The organism is Mycobacterium noviomagense (assembly GCF_010731635.1).
Taxonomy (GTDB): domain Bacteria; phylum Actinomycetota; class Actinomycetes; order Mycobacteriales; family Mycobacteriaceae; genus Mycobacterium; species Mycobacterium noviomagense.
The window spans coordinates 2,705,442-2,718,097 of record NZ_AP022583.1 but is presented as its reverse complement, the minus strand read 5'-3'; the positions used below and the strand labels follow the sequence as shown (position 1 = coordinate 2,718,097).

12 protein-coding genes and 1 pseudogene are annotated in these 12,656 nt (G+C 65.9%); 3 read left to right on the top strand and 10 right to left on the bottom strand.

Annotated features, from left to right (window positions below; genetic code table 11):
* Positions 1–9 precede the first annotated feature (9 nt).
* The 5 genes from rplB to rpsJ are packed head-to-tail and all read right to left on the bottom strand — an operon-like array spanning position 10 to position 2,809.
* Positions 10–852: a 50S ribosomal protein L2 gene (gene rplB, locus G6N15_RS12600; RefSeq protein ID WP_083089148.1), complete on the bottom strand. Its 843-nt coding sequence runs from the start codon at positions 850–852 to the stop codon at positions 10–12.
* 25 nt (positions 853–877) lie between these two features.
* Complete coding sequence (gene rplW / locus G6N15_RS12595) at positions 878–1,180, bottom strand: 50S ribosomal protein L23 (protein WP_083089149.1); 303 nt, start codon at positions 1,178–1,180, stop codon at positions 878–880.
* Complete coding sequence (gene rplD, locus G6N15_RS12590) at positions 1,180–1,836, bottom strand: 50S ribosomal protein L4 (RefSeq protein WP_083089150.1); 657 nt, start codon at positions 1,834–1,836, stop codon at positions 1,180–1,182. Before rplD ends, rplW begins: the two co-directional genes overlap by 1 nt.
* A complete protein-coding gene (gene rplC / locus G6N15_RS12585) occupies positions 1,836–2,489 on the bottom strand; it encodes a 50S ribosomal protein L3 (RefSeq protein WP_083089151.1) in 654 nt (217 codons plus the stop codon). Before rplC ends, rplD begins: the two co-directional genes overlap by 1 nt.
* Before the next feature lie 14 nt (positions 2,490–2,503).
* Positions 2,504–2,809 carry a 30S ribosomal protein S10 gene (gene rpsJ, locus G6N15_RS12580; RefSeq protein WP_003873519.1) on the bottom strand — a complete coding sequence of 102 codons (306 nt, stop codon included), beginning with the start codon at positions 2,807–2,809 and terminating at the stop codon, positions 2,504–2,506.
* 344 nt (positions 2,810–3,153) lie between these two features.
* On the opposite strand from rpsJ, the gene G6N15_RS12575 reads away from it, so the two are divergent.
* On the top strand, positions 3,154–3,630 hold the full coding sequence (locus G6N15_RS12575) for a hotdog fold domain-containing protein (RefSeq protein WP_083089152.1): 477 nt from the start codon (positions 3,154–3,156) through the stop codon (positions 3,628–3,630).
* Positions 3,631–3,768: 138 nt separating this feature from the next.
* Here G6N15_RS12575 and G6N15_RS12570 read toward each other — a convergent pair whose 3' ends face one another.
* Positions 3,769–5,370, bottom strand: coding sequence for a carboxylesterase/lipase family protein (locus tag G6N15_RS12570; protein WP_083089153.1), 1,602 nt, complete (start codon positions 5,368–5,370; stop codon positions 3,769–3,771).
* 125 nt (positions 5,371–5,495) lie between these two features.
* On the opposite strand from G6N15_RS12570, the gene G6N15_RS12565 reads away from it, so the two are divergent.
* Positions 5,496–6,746, top strand: a complete 1,251-nt coding sequence (locus G6N15_RS12565; protein WP_083089154.1) for a cytochrome P450 — start codon at positions 5,496–5,498, stop codon at positions 6,744–6,746.
* Here the strand turns inward: G6N15_RS12565 and G6N15_RS12560 are convergent.
* Positions 6,685–7,374, bottom strand: a complete 690-nt coding sequence (locus G6N15_RS12560) for a TetR/AcrR family transcriptional regulator (RefSeq protein WP_372506490.1) — start codon at positions 7,372–7,374, stop codon at positions 6,685–6,687. The genes G6N15_RS12565 and G6N15_RS12560 overlap by 62 nt on opposite strands.
* A gap of 168 nt (positions 7,375–7,542) precedes the next feature.
* Here G6N15_RS12560 and G6N15_RS12555 point away from each other — a divergent pair.
* Positions 7,543–8,983 (top strand): annotated as a pseudogene (locus tag G6N15_RS12555) (MFS transporter); the annotation flags it as partial.
* A gap of 20 nt (positions 8,984–9,003) precedes the next feature.
* On the opposite strand, the gene mftG reads toward G6N15_RS12555, so the two are convergent.
* From mftG to mftE, 3 genes are read right to left on the bottom strand one after another with little or no spacing between them, the layout of a single operon-like run.
* Complete coding sequence (gene mftG / locus G6N15_RS12550; protein WP_083089176.1) at positions 9,004–10,449, bottom strand: mycofactocin dehydrogenase MftG; 1,446 nt, start codon at positions 10,447–10,449, stop codon at positions 9,004–9,006.
* Positions 10,450–10,457: 8 nt separating this feature from the next.
* A complete protein-coding gene (gene mftF / locus G6N15_RS12545; RefSeq protein ID WP_083089155.1) occupies positions 10,458–11,870 on the bottom strand; it encodes a mycofactocin biosynthesis glycosyltransferase MftF in 1,413 nt (470 codons plus the stop codon).
* Positions 11,867–12,616, bottom strand: a complete 750-nt coding sequence (gene mftE, locus G6N15_RS12540; protein WP_083089177.1) for a mycofactocin biosynthesis peptidyl-dipeptidase MftE — start codon at positions 12,614–12,616, stop codon at positions 11,867–11,869. The genes mftF and mftE overlap by 4 nt, the downstream gene beginning before the upstream one ends.
* Positions 12,617–12,656 lie beyond the last annotated feature (40 nt).

The window sequence follows — 12,656 nt, the reverse complement described above, 5'->3', positions numbered from 1 at the left end:
CGGCTACTCCTAGCGCGAGTGTTTCTTGCCGGTGCGCCGGCGTCGGACGATGAGCTTGTCGCTGGGCTTGTGCCGCCTGCGGGTACGGCCTTCGGGCTTGCCCCACGGGCTGACCGGGTGACGGCCACCGGAGGTCTTGCCCTCACCACCGCCGTGCGGGTGGTCCACCGGGTTCATCACGACACCGCGGACGGACGGGCGCTTGCCCTTCCACCGCATCCGACCGGCCTTGCCCCAGTTGATGTTCGCCTGCTCGGCGTTGCCGACCTCGCCGACCGTGGCCCGGCACCGCACGTCGACGCGGCGGATCTCACCGCTGGGCATCCGCAGCGACGCGTAAGTGCCTTCTTTGCCGAGCAACTGGATGCTCGACCCCGCCGAGCGGGCCAGCTTGGCCCCGCCCCCTGGCCGCAGCTCCACGGCGTGGATCAACGTACCGGCGGGGATATTGCGCAACGGCAGGTTGTTGCCTGGCTTGATGTCTGCGTTGGGTCCCGACTCCACCACATCACCCTGCGAAAGACCTTGCGGGGCAATGATGTAGCGCTTTTCACCGTCGAGGTAGTGCAGCAGCGCGATGTTGGCGGTGCGGTTGGGGTCGTATTCGATGTGCGCGACCTTCGCGTTGATGCCGTCTTTGTCGTTGCGGCGGAAGTCGATTACTCGATAGGCGCGCTTGTGCCCACCGCCGCGGTGGCGGGTGGTGATTCGTCCGTGCGCGTTACGCCCACCATGGCCGTGCAACGGGCGCACCAACGACTTCTCCGGGGTCGAGCGGGTGATCTCCGCGAAATCGGAGACGCTGCCACCGCGACGGCCAGAAGACGTCGGCTTGTACTTGCGAATTCCCATCTCTGCTAAGTCTTCCTATCCTCGGCTACGCCGGTGCCCCGAACAGGTCGATCGGCTTGCTGCCGGGCGCCAGGGTCACGATGGCGCGCTTGGTGTTCTTGCGCTTGCCGTAGCCGGTCCTGGTGCGCTTGCGCTTGCCTTGCCGGTTGGCGGTGTTCACCGACACGACCTTGACGGAAAAGATCTTCTCGATCGCGATCTTGATCTGCGTCTTGTTCGAGTCGGGGTGCACCAAAAACGTGTAGACGTTGTCGTCGATCAGCCCGTAGGACTTCTCCGAGATGACCGGCGCCAGGATGATGTCGCGGGGGTCGGTGACGGTCGCCATCAGGCCGAAACCTCCTCGGCGTTATTTCTGTTGGCGGCGATGTAGGCGTTGAGCGCCTCGACGGAAAACACCACGTCGTCGGCGCGCAGCACGTCATAGGTGTTGAGTTGGTCGGGCGCCAGGACATGCACATTCGGTAGGTTGCGCACGCTCTTGGCTCCGGTTTCGTCGCTGCGCCCGATGACCACCAGCACCTGCTTGCGATCGGTCAGCGTGGCCAGAAACGCCTTGGCGCTCTTGGTCGACGGGGTCTGACCCGACACCACTTCGGTGACCGCATGGATGCGGCCGTTGCGGGCCCGATCCGAGAGCGCGCCGCGCAACGCTGCGGCGATCATCTTCTTCGGGGTGCGCTGGCTGTAGTCACGGGGCTTGGGACCGTGCACGGTGCCGCCGCCGGTGAACTGCGGGGCCCGCACCGAGCCCTGCCGGGCACGGCCAGTGCCCTTCTGCCGGTACGGCTTTCGGCCGCCGCCGCGCACCTCGCCGCGCGTCTTCGTCGAGTGGGTGCCTTGGCGCGCGGCCGCCCGCTGCGCGGTGACGACCTGGTGCATCAGCGGGATGTTCACTTCGACGTCGAACAGCTCGGCCGGCAGTTCGACCGACCCCTCGGTCTTGCCGTCCGGCGTCTTGACGTCAACCTTGATGCCTGCCATTACTTTTCACCCTTTTTGATCGCGGTGCGCACCATCACCAGGCCACCTCGGCGCCCGGGGATGGCGCCCTTGATCAGCAGCACGCCGTTCTCGGCGTCGACCTTGTGCACCAACAGGTTCTGGGTCGTCACCCGGTCGTTGCCCATGCGGCCGGCCATCCGGGTGCCCTTGAACACCCGAGCAGGCGTGGCGCAACCACCGATCGAACCGGGGCGTCGGTGCACCGCCTGAGCGCCGTGGCTGGCGCCCTGCCCGCGGAAACCGTGCCGCTTCATGGTGCCGGCAAAGCCCTTGCCCTTGGACGTGCCGGTCACATCGACGTAGCTGCCGTCGGTGAAGATCTCGGCGGTCAACTCCTGGCCCACCTGATACTCGGCGGCCGCCTCCGGGTCGTCGAGCCGCAGCTCGGCCAGGTGCCGGCGCGGGTTCACACCCGCGGCGTTGTACTGACCGGTCAGCGGCTTGTTGACCTTACGGGGACTGATTTCGCCGTACGCCAGCTGGATGGCGCTATACCCGTCGCGCTCGGGGGTGCGGATACGCGTCACCACGTTCGGCCCGGCCTTGACCACCGTCACCGGGACAACCCGGTTGTTCTCGTCGAACACCTGCGTCATGCCCAGCTTGGTGCCGAGAATGCCCTTCCTCGCCATAGCTCTGCAGACTCCTACTGGATGTTGACGTCGACGCTGGCCGGCAGATCGATGCGCATCAGCGCGTCCACCGTCTTGGGTGTCGGGTCGAGGATGTCGATCAGCCGCTTATGGGTGCGCATTTCGAAGTGCTCCCGCGAGTCCTTGTACTTGTGCGGGGATCGAATGACGCAGTACACGTTCTTTTCGGTCGGCAGCGGCACCGGACCCACCACGCTGGCACCCGTCCGCACGACAGTCTCGACGATCTTGCGCGCCGAGGCGTCAATGGCCTCGTGGTCGTAGGCCTTGAGCCTGATGCGGATCTTCTGTCCCGCCACGCTTCTCCTACCTCACTCTTCCCATGTCCGGACCGTGTGCCCAGCGCGCCGATCGACTTTGGTCGATCCAGCGTCGCGCCGGATATTGCGCCGCTGTTTACCTGTCCTGGTCCACCGGTCCCCGCGCTCGGGTATGTCGCCCACGCGCAGCCTCGTTCGCGATCGAAATTCGTCGCGCTCCGAAGTTGGGACCGGACGCGCCCGTGCGGACGCCGGTCGGATGCCTGGCCAGGCGCGAACCCGGCGCAAGGCAACCTGAACAGTATGCCCTAGATCATGGTATCGGCCAAATCTTCGGCGGCCTGAGATCAGCGGTTTCTTACTCCCGAGTAAGGTACGTCACCATGACCGGTCCGAGCACTACATATCAGGCTTGGCGGCGCCTCTCTCGCCTGCCGGGCGGCACGCACCTGTTTTCGGTGGCGACGATGGCGCGGGTGCCGTATTTCGCCTCGATCCTTCCGCACGTGGTGCGTATGGAACCGGGCTTCGCGGAGGTCAAGGTGCCCAAGTGGTTTTTGGCCTACAACCACTTGCACACCGTGCACGCCATCGCATGCTGCAACGCCGCGGAGGTCGCCATGGGAATGCTCATGGAGGCCACCGTGCCGAGCAGTCATCGCTGGATCCCCAAGGCAATGAGCGTGCAGTACCTGGAGAAGGCGACGACGTCACTGCGGGCGCAGGCCTGCCTAGACCCGCCGGACTTCGCTGCGATCACCGACGGCGTCGACGTCGTGGTGCCGGTCAGCGTCACAGACCGCGACGGGACCGAAGTGGTGCACGCCGACATCACCACTTGGGTGACACCGGCGCCATAGAGCGAGCGTGCGTCAGCGGCATCGAGACTGCGGTGGTGGCGTCGAGGCTGCACACACCGCGCGTGTCGAGCACGATTGCGCGCCATGACCGCAGTCTCGGCGCCATGACCGCACTCTCGGCCGGGCCCGGCGAGCCCGTCAGCGCTTTCCCTTCAAGCTGGCCCAGAACGGGCATTGGTGCGACTCAGCGAAGTTGCTGACCACCCTGCTGCCGTCGGGCCGCAGCGACATGTAAGGGGTGTGCGCTGGGTCGCCGCCCAGCGACGGCCAGCCGGGTTGGCCGGCTGCCTTGGGTACGCCAGTGGTGACGAACTGCGTCCAGTAATCGATCATCTGACCGGACAGCTGGCGCTGAGCCGGGCTCAGCGGCGGCGCTCCACCGACCCCGAACAGGTACCGCAATTCCAGCGAATGGCTCGCACCAACCGGGAACGGCGCCCGGCGTAGCGGGTCAGGCGCCGGAGCCCCGCGGTCGTCGAACTCGTAGGCATACACCGGCGATCCCCGCCGCAGCGCCTCGGCCATTCGGTAAGCGACACAAGCGAATACGCCGTCGGTAACCGCGGCGGAGTAGGCGAGCGACACGTCGCCGACGTAGCGCTCAGGCGGATAGTGCGACACCACTGCCCGACCGTCGGGACCGAAAATGTCGGTCAGCACACGCGGATACTCCGCGGCCGTCATGGTGCGGCCCAGCCGCAGATACCGCAGCGCGGTGAACATCGTGAATTCGTCCTGGTTGGTGCCGATCAACACCGGAACCTTGGCTGCGCGGCCGGCGGCGATCGCCGCGACCGGGTCGACCGGCAGTATCGCCGTCCCGGTCGCCGGGCCCGACAACGAGTCGGAATCGCCGATACGCATATACCAGGGCGGCCGGGCCAGCTTCGTGGCGGGGAGCGTGCGCAAGCACTGCGCGGCGGTGCCCGGATCCGTGCATCCCACCGACGCCGCATAGTCCAGGCTGGTGCGCTGCTCCGTCGCCAGATCGGCCTGCGCCTGGCACGGCCCGCTTTGCATGATTGCCGCGCGGAACAGCCCCACCGATCCCGGTGCCACCAGGTGATCGCACACCGACATCGCGCCTGCCGATTCCCCGGCGATGGTCACTCTGGTCGGATCCCCGCCGAAGTCGGCGATGTTGTCTCGAACCCAACGCAGCGCCGCTTGCTGGTCGGCCAGACCGTAGTTGCCGACGTGATCACCCGCGCCGAGGGAAGGGTGGGCCAGGAATCCAAGCGTGCCCAGCCGGTAGTTGATCGTCACGACGACGATGTGGCCCTGCGACACCAGCCACCGCGAGTTGTAGATGTCGCCGCTGCCGTTGACGAAGCCGCCGCCGTGAATCCACACCATCACCGGGTGTTTCTCAGCGTGGGCCTTGAGCGGTGGGGTCCACACGTTGAGCGTCAGGCAGTCTTCGCCGGTCGCCTTTCGGCCGCGGCTTTCCTGCATGCATTGCGGACCCGGCTTACTGCCGTCCCGCATCCCGTGCCACGCCGCCGGAGGGCGCGGCGGCTGCCAACGCAGCGGTCCCACCGGGGGCGCCGCATACGGAATGCCTTGGAACAGCCGGTAATCCGCGGCGACCTGGCCACGAACCAAACCCAAAGCGGTGCGGACCACACCGGCGTCTGCCGGGCCCGTGCGATCCGGCACGGACTTTTGCCGTGGCGCGACGCCGCCGTGACCGCATGCCGCCACCAACATCGCGGTCAGCAACACCGCGACGGCCCCCATGCGTGGTAGTGCGATTCGCACGAAACCGAGCCTAGGACAAGGTAGGGCCAGCGGATCGACGCAAACCGCTGCCGCCGCGTCGCCCATCACTGACACTGATGACAGCCCGCGACGCGAGGAGTCCGATGAGCGCACCGATCATTGACGAAGCCGCGAAAGTCTTCGCCGATCCGACCGCCTACGCCGACGAGCCACGCCTGCACGCGGCACTGACTCATCTACGCGCCCACGCGCCGGTGTCGCTGGTCGACTGTCCGCCGTACCGGCCGTTCTGGGCAATCACCAAACACGCCGACATCATGGAAATCGAGCGGGCCAACAACTTGTGGATCAACGAACCCCGGCCGCTGTTGCAGACCGCGGAGAACGACGACATCGCGCGCGCCCAACTGGAGGCGGGTATGGGCCTGCGCACGCTGATCCACATGGACGACCCGCAGCATCGGGTGGTGCGCGCAATCGGCGCGGACTGGTTTCGGCCCAAGGCGATGCGGACGCTGAAGGTCCGTGTCGACGAACTGGCCAAGATCTACGTCGACAAGATGGTGGCGGCCGGCAACGAATGCGACTTCGTACAAGAGGTTGCCGTGAACTACCCGCTCTACGTCATCATGTCCCTGCTGGGCCTGCCGGAATCCGATTTCCCGCGGATGCTCAAGCTCACCCAGGAGCTCTTCGGCGGCGACGACGCTGAATTCAAACGCGGCAACACGCCCGAAGAGCAACTCCAGGTATTGCTTGACTTCTTCGGCTATTTCAGCGCTCTCACCGCTTCGCGACGTGAGCACCCAACCGAGGACCTGGCGTCGGCGATCGCCAATGCCCGCGTGGACGGTGAACCACTGTCGGACGTCGAGACCGCCTCGTACTACGTGATCATCGCCACCGCTGGCCATGACACCACCAGCGCGACCATCGCGGGCGGCCTGCAGGCGCTGATCGAAAACCCCGATCAGCGAGCGCGACTCACCGAGAACCTGAATCTGATGCCGCTAGCGGTCGAAGAGATGATCCGATGGGTCACGCCCGTCAAGGAATTCATGCGCACCGCCACCGAGGACACCGTCGTCCGCGGCGTGCCGATCGCGAAAGGGGAGTCGGTGTATCTGTCCTATGTTTCCGGCAACCGCGACGAGGAGGTGTTCGACGATCCGTTCCGCTTCGATGTCGGGCGTGACCCCAACAAGCACTTGGCTTTTGGGTACGGTGTACACTTCTGCCTTGGTGCCGCACTGGCCCGGCTGGAGGTGAACAGGTTCTTCACCGAGCTACTGCCGCGGCTGAAATCCATTGAGCCCAGCGGTGACCCGCAACTCATCTCGACCGTGTTTGTCGGTGGTCTGAAGCACCTGCCGATCCGCTATCAGTTGCGGTAATGCTCTTGCTTTGCTGGCGCTGCACGTAGAGGAATCCGTCGACCGCGGCGCGGGCACACTCGCGGTAGTCGAAATCGGGCAAGGTGCTCATGCGGCCCAATACCAGCGGGCCGATCAGCAGCGCGATCGCCTGGGAGCGGTCGATGTCACCCAGCTCGGCAGCCTCGGGGCTATCGAAGATGGCGTCGAACGGCGCCGCGTACTGCTGGGCAATGCGCTCGCGCAGGTTGCTGAGAGCAGGGCTATCAGGGGTCTGACGCGGTTCGGGCAACTGTTCTAGCTCACCGCCGAGCGCCATCCAGGACATCGCGGACAGCATGAAGGGCGCCTCAGCGATCAATTCCGCCTCTGCCAACACCAAGGCGATGAGCCGGTCGCGCAGCGAGCCCTCTTCAGGCGGCATCGGCGCCGGCGGGAGCAGGCTGTTGAATGCGGCTGCCAGCAAATCGTTTCCGCTCGGGAAGTGCCGATATAACGTCGCTCGGGCTACGTTGGCGCCGCGAGTGACCGCATCGATGGTCACCGCCCGGGGCCCGCCGGAGCGAAGCAATGCGGTGGCGGCTTCCAGCAAACGTGCGCGAGAACGGGCGGGGCGCGGATCGGTACTGCCTGTCGTGATCTGCACCACCTCCCGTTTGCGAACAAGACTATCCGTCTGCCACCGAGACGGTTAGTCTCAAAAGTGTCTCGGCGCCGAAGGGAGCGCGCCCATGCTCGATCTCCTGCCTCAGCTGACCAGGGTACTGGCGCGCCGCCCGGTCCTGCGCTCATAGGGGGTCGCCCTCGAATCTGGACGATGGGCGTGGCGTGCATGGGCGTATCCCTGGTTATCGCGTCGATGGTCGCGCTGAACACGGCGTTGGGGGATATTGCAGTGGCGACCTCGGCCACCCAGTCGCAACTCACGTGGGTGGTCGACGGCTACACCGTGGTGCTGGCCTGCCTGCTGCCCGCCGGGGCCATCGGCGACCGCTATGGGCGGCGTGGAGCTCTGCTTGTCGGCTTGGCCATCTTCGCAGTTGCCTCGGTGGTGCCGACTGTCTTCGCCAGCCCCCTGCCGATCATCGTGTCTCGTGCGGTCGCTGGCGCCGGCGCGGCGTTCATCATGCCCGCCACCCCGCTGCCCACCGGAACGACGAACGCACGAAAGCGGTGGGCATTTGGGCAGGTGTCGCCGGGTGCGGCGGCGTCATCGGCATGCTCGGATCCGGAACACTGCTGCATTTCCGGTCGTGGCAATCGACCTTCTGGGCTTTCTCTGGTTTTGCAGGGCTGATCTTCGTGTTGGCATGCACGGTGTCGTCATCACGCGACGAGGAGGCAACCCCGTTGGATTGGGTAGGCGCCGCTGTGATCGGCGCTGCTGTCGCGGTTTTCGTCCTCGGTGTAGTCCAAGCGCCGGCTCATGGATGGGGCGACCCGTTGGTCTGCGGGTGCCGTGCCGGCGGAGTCGTATTAGCAGTGATTTTCGGATTCGTCGAAGTGCGCCGGCGCCATCCCCTGCTCGATGTCCGGCTGTTCAGCAGACCGGACTTCGCCACCGGCGCCGCCACCATCACGACGTTCTTCATGGCGATGTTCGGCTTCTTTTTCGTGATGATGCAGTTCGTTCAGCTCGTGATGGGCTACAGCCCGATAAGACCGCCTTGGCCTTCACCCCGCTGATGCTGCCGATGTTGACGCTGTCCGCGTTGTCCCAGTGGTATCTACCGCGATTGGGGCTGCGGCTGGTGGTGTTCACCGGCCTGCTGCTGATCGCGGCAGGCTTCTTCTCAATGCGTGTCCTCGAGGTGCACTCGCCATATTGGGACATGGCCTGGCCGTTGCTCGTGATGAGCACCGGAATCGGCTTCTGCACCGCCCCAAGCACATCGGCGATCATGGCAGCGGTGCCTGATGAGAAACAGGGCGTTGCGTCGGCCGTCAACGACACCACCCGCGAAGTGGGGGCGGCGCTAGGCATCGCGCTGGCCGGGTCAATCTTGGCTGCGTGGTATGGACACATCGTCGCACCGCTTGTCGCAGGGTTTCCCGAATCGATCCGCGAGCCGGCTTCGCACTCATTGGCTCAGGCCCTCCAGATCTCCGAAAGACTTGGCCCGCAGGGCAGTCCACTTGCCGAGATCAGCCGCACTGCGTTTCAGCAAGCCATGGAGTCATCGTTTCTGGTACTGGCGATCATCATCGCAATAGCGGCACTGGTCATCGGCGCGTGGGCCCCCGGCCGCGACGTCCGCCACTACGGCTCGTCCGAACGCTATTGGACAAATTCGGCAGCCCGGTGCGCGAGCATCACGATGGTGGCGTGCGGTCCGCGGCTGGTGATTGCCGGAAGGATTGAGCCGTCGACCACCCAGAGGCGCTCGATACCTTTTACCCGACAACGATGGTCGACCACGGCAGCGGCGTCGTGCTGATCGCCCATCGGCGCACTGCCGCATAGATGTTGCGACGTCGACCATAACGGTTCGCCGACTTGCACGGCCGCGCCGGCTAGTTCAAGTGCAAGTTCGCTGCCCCGACGCAAAGCGGCGACGTCATCGGGCTCGCTGTCATAGCGTTGCTCGATGCGCGGGGACACAAGCGGATCGGCGGAGACCAGTGTGATGCGCCCGCGCGCGCGGGGCTGCATGAGCGCGACACCAATATGCGGCCAATCCGGGTGACCCTTTCCGCGGTCGCCGACCATCGCCACGAATCCTCCTGTGTATGGCCGTATTTCAATGTCATCGGCAGTGCTGAGGACCACTTCCAGCACCGCGCGCGACGGGACCACGGTCCAACTGGTGGGCAGCACCCATTCGGGGTGGTCGCTGCACTTCATCCCGACCGGCAGCGGTACCAGTACGCGCACGCCGACGGCCCGCAACATGGCCTCGTTGCCGATGCCCGAAAGCATTAATATGTGCGCTGATTCGATTGCCCCTGCGCACAAAACGATTCGATCAGCGGCTGCTGTAACGGGTCCGTCGGGCCCGATCGCATCGACGCCGACGGCGCGGGTGCCGGAAAACCGCAGCCGTGTCGCCCGTATTCGCTCTAAGAGCGTCAGGTTGGCCCGTTTCAGTGCGGGCAGCAGGAATCCGGCGCCTGACCCAGTGCGTACACCGTCGACGATGTTGAGCGGCACGGCACCCACGCCCGCGGGCATCCCGCAGCCGAGTCCGACGTCGTTGAGATCGTCGATCCACGAGAAACCGGCGTGCTGGGCTGCGGCTACGAACGATTCTGTGGTGCCGACTATTTCGTTCGTGCGCCGTACCGGGATGGGGCCGTTACGGCCGTGCGCTGGACTGTCGAAATCCAAGTCTGTCTCGATCGCACGAAAGTGGTCCAGTACATCGGCCCATCGCCATCCCGGCGCGGCGATCCTGTCGAAGTCACGTGGCAACCCACGGCAGAAGTAGCCGCCGTTGACCGCGCCCGAACCGCCGACAGTCGCACCGCGCACAATCGGCATTCGGCGAGCCGGCCGCTCGGTCAGCTGCGCATCGTAACGCCGGACGAGCGGGCTGGCTGCACCGATCGGCAACTGCAACCCGTTGGTCGTCTGCGACAGCAGATCGGGATCGGTAAGTCCTACACCGGCCTCTAATACCGTCACCGCGCATCCGGGGTCACGGGAAAGCCGTTCCGCTACTACAGATCCAGCACTTCCCGCACCCACGATCAGCACATCGCTGTGCGGGATGGCTGCGGTCAAGGCCGCCGTCAGGTCCGGATCTGCGGCTTGAGCGGGCCGAGGTTGCGCTCCCGCACCACCCCGCCCCACACACCGAGGCCGTAGGCCAGATCGTCGAGTCGCTTCAGCACTAGGTAGGGCAGCAGCCCTACCGGTTTGATGTCGCCGTCGCTGTCGATCTTGTGATTGGCCCAGTCCACGACCCCGTCGATGATCGCCGCGATGATCACCGCCCGTCGACAGTGCCGGGACACGATGGCAGCGGCCAGCGCGATAGGCCAGTAGTGCCGGCAAACGGCCGACGCCAATTGCAGCGCGGCTGACCACAACCCGCGTGCCGCGACGGCCACGACGTCCCAGATTTGCGTTTCGGCGCCGTGCATCTTCTTGGCTATGCGTCGGCCGGTGAGGGCAGCGACGGCCAGCGACGCCACGTACCCGATCGTCGAACCGATCGCCAGCAGGATCCACATCGCGAGCGCCGAACCGGAGATCACCAGCGGCGCTGTTTTGTCTGGGTGGCGAGCCGATAGCGGAGCCGCAGAGCTGCCGTAAAAGGCTTTGCGGGCAAGCCAATCCCGCAGCTGCGTGCGGTGGTCGTGCGCAACCAGCGCGATCGGCTCATAGCGCAGCCGGGCGCCGGATTCGACCAGGCGCCAGCACAAGTCGACATCCTCGCCCGCCCGTAGAGTCTCGTCGAACCCGCCGACCTCTCGGAGCGCTTTGGTCCGGCCGATGATTGCTGCGCTCGGGACATACGACACCGGCCCGTACGGGATCACCGGCGCTTCCCGCTGACCCAGGTCCAGGGACGAACGCACCGCTTCGTAGCGTGCGAGCAGATGGTCGCTTTGCGGCAGACCGACGATCCGCGGCGCTACGAGCGCGACGGTAGGGTCGCAGAAATGGCCGAGCAGGGCCTCCAGCCAGCCGCGGCGCGGTACCACGTCGGAATCCAGAAAAGCGACGAAGTCGGTCGAGCAAGCGGCTAGCCCGGTGTTGCGGGCGGCGGCCGGTCCTCTGCTCTGAGCATGACGCAGTACCTCGACATCCGCGCCCGTCCCGGCAAAGTCGTCTTGCTCGACGGGCACGGCCGAGCCGTCGTCAACGATGCTGATGTGCAGGCCACGCAGTGACGTCACAAGCCGTCGTAGGCCAGAAGCGTTGTCGCGCACCGGGATCACAACTGTCACGTCGCGGTGTGACGGCCCGCCCGCCGGACGGGGATGAGCCACGGTCGCGTCCAGCAGGGTCCGGGCCAGCTCGGCGCTGACCGCGTCATGGACCTTCAGTCGGCCACCGTCGAGCATGTCTCGGGCGGCCGGGGCCAATCGCAGCAGCCGCGTCGGGGATCCGCCGAGGAGGGCCGAGCCCTCGCCGAGTACCCGGACGCGGCGGTCGACTTGTACAGCGAACCCGTCTGGCAGCCGGCTCTGGGTCATGTCAGCATCCCGTCGGCGCCCGGAGCCCAATGCACGATCCGGCGCACACAGCCGTCGACCATTTCAGCAAGGATCCGCTCGCCCTCCGCGGCGGTCGCGGTTGTCGGGTCGCCCAATACCCCAGCTTCGCTGACGGCTGCGACCCCGCCGCGGCGCATCGACGGCAACAGCTCTGGCAACGGTGCACCGTTACCGGCGCGCAACCGGTCGGTCCGCACATCGGCTGGCGAAAGATGCAGCAGCACAGACGTTTCGGTGTGGCCTGCATGTGCGTCGGCATCATTGGCGGCGCACGGGCACCACCCGACGTTGCGCCCTTCGCTCCGCAGCCGGGTAACTGCCTGACGTAAAGCGGTCACGTTGCCACCGTGGCCGTTGACGAAGACAAGACGCTGGGCCCAGCAGGTGGCTGACCTGCCGTACTCCACCAGCAACGTGGTCAGCGCCTGGGTACCGATGGAGATGGTTCCGGCAAAGCTCTGGTGCTCGCCGGAGTCGCCGTACGCGATGGCCGGCGCCACCAGCCAGTGCGCCGCGTCTGGCAGCTGTGCAGCGAGGCGCGCGGCGGCATCGCGAGCGACCGCGGTCGCGATGCGGGTGTCGGTGTCCAGCGGGAGGTGGGGGCCGTGCTGTTCGGTGGACCCCACGGGGATAAGGACTGCTGGCAGCATGGTGTGTAGCTGGCTCGAGGTCAAGCACCCGAGTTCGGCGAGGACAGCCACTTGCCGATGGTAGGACGAATTCACCTGGCGTGCATCGGTTGTTGTTTCTCCGGACGGATTTTTT